Here is a 2,017-nt window from a genome sequence, read left to right on the forward strand (position 1 = left end):
TACGGGTTGTCGCCGATCGTTTTGGCAATGTGCGGTACGGGTAGTTTTCCGGTTGCCATCAATGCGGTGTACTGTGCTATCTGCATCGGCGTAACCAGAAAATCACCCTGTCCGATAGAGGTATTGAGCGTTTCTCCCTGATACCACGGCTTGTTGAATTTTTTCCGTTTCCATTCGCGGCTCGGAACGGTCCCGATGAACTCGTTGGGCAGATCGATGCCAGTTTTCTTGCCGAGGCCCATCCGCAGCAGCCCTTTGCTCATCCGCTCTATCCCTACCTGCAGGCTTCCTTTGTAAAAATAGTCGTCACAGCTTTGCGTGATGGCTTTGGATAAATCGGTTGAACCGTGCCCGCTGTGTTTCCAGCAGCGGAACGAACGATTTCCGAGCTTCATCGAGCCGGTACAGAACACCTCGCTGTGTTCATCCAAAAGCCCCGACGTCGCGTAGATCATTCCCATTCCCGTTTTGATTGTCGAACCGGGAGGATATAGGCCGTTAATCATCTTGTTGGTAAACGGAGCATCAACGCTGCTCATCAGAGCATTCCATTCGGTTGAGGTGATACCGGATACAAAAGCGTTAAGATCGTATTCAGGATAACTTCCGGCGGCATACACGGCACCGTGCACATCCATCACGACGATGGCTCCGACTTTGCCGGCGAACTGCTCGCCGATAAAATTTTGCAGCCGCATATCGACGTTTAGAACGAGATTTCGGTTCTCCTTGGTCTGGGTACGCCCGATCTCTTCGATTTCAATGTTTTGCGCATTGACTTTGATCCGCCGTTCTCCGGCAACTCCTTGCAAGTAGCGATTGTAATATTTCTCGATCCCGTTTTTGCCGACATGCCCTATCAGCTGAAGGGAGGGATCCTTATCGATCTCTTTTTGATTTGCTTTGGCAACATACCCGATCAAATGCGCACCTACCGACCCGTACGGATAAAGACGTTTGGGGGACGGGGAAATTTTGATCGTCTCGCGCAGATTCATCAACGCGTAAATCGGAATAACCGTTTCATGCGGAATAAAATCAACGACATCGATAAACGTATGGTTATAGTAGGAGTCCTGCTGCTTGTATATTTTGGCGATTTTCTTCGCGTCCAGTGTCGGGATCATGGAAAGAAGATACTTGATTTCCCGATCCAGCAGAGTCGTATCTTTACCTTTGGTCAGATGGGGAGCCAAAGCGATTTTGAATCCAAGCTCATTGATTGCAATCGGTTCCAGGTTACGGTCCAAAATTTCTCCGCGTACCGGTGCGGTAAGCTCGCTTTTGATGCTGTTTCGTTCCGAAAGCGTTTCATAATATTCGTTTGACTGGATGGAAAGGTGAAACACCCTCACCAACAATCCGAGCCAGACAACGGCAAACAACCCAAAAAGTATTTTAATCTTCATATCATCGCCGCAAGTACTAAAAATTCAATAATCATATACAATCCCATGTGCCAATCGATCGAAGGGGGGGGTAGCAGCATTACTTTATCGGCTACCCAGATGAAAAGCCAATAAGCGGGATACGCAATCCCGACGAAGATGGCCGCCTTGCATAACCGGCATCGAACGACCTGCTCGATTTTCGGAATGAGATAACGGACCTGAAGACCAAAAAACAGCAGCGTGCTCCCGAACCAGAACCCTTTTTCAGCCTCGAAAATGAGCAACATAAGTGTGGCACTGATCAATGCGATCAGATCATGACGGTTGAGAGCCTTATAAAAGGCGAAAAAAAGCAGCGCCAGCAACGGAGGAAGAAAAAGGTACATGCTGCTTAGACTGATATAAACGATAAACGCCGCAATCAGTAAGAAGCGGCTTATAATGTCTTGATAAGGGAAACTTCGTTGCATACGGGAAAGTGTTTACATTTAATACAATCGGCCCAAATTTTATGTTCAGGGATAGACTCTTTGGGGATTTCGACAAATCCCAACCGTTCGAAAAAACGCTGCTGATACGTCAGCGCCAAAACCTCTTTCAGACCGAGACGCCGTCCCTCTTCACAT

Annotated in this window: 2 protein-coding genes and 1 pseudogene; all 3 read right to left on the reverse strand. The window is 48.0% G+C overall.

Annotation, left to right across the window (positions count from 1 at the left end; genetic code table 11):
- Window positions 1–1,409, reverse strand: a 1,409-nt coding sequence (gene mrdA, locus JU82_RS12025) for a penicillin-binding protein 2 (protein ID WP_294892700.1), incomplete at its 3' end; no start/stop codon positions are given.
- Window positions 1,406–1,777, reverse strand: coding sequence for a hypothetical protein (locus tag JU82_RS08920; RefSeq protein ID WP_037949563.1), 372 nt, complete (start codon window positions 1,775–1,777; stop codon window positions 1,406–1,408). The genes mrdA and JU82_RS08920, both read right to left, overlap by 4 nt.
- A gap of 50 nt (window positions 1,778–1,827) precedes the next feature.
- Window positions 1,828–2,017, reverse strand: a pseudogene (locus tag JU82_RS08925) (GNAT family N-acetyltransferase); the annotation flags it as partial.

It is taken from the genome of Sulfuricurvum sp. MLSB, from assembly GCF_000747095.1.
Lineage (GTDB): Bacteria > Campylobacterota > Campylobacteria > Campylobacterales > Sulfurimonadaceae > Sulfuricurvum.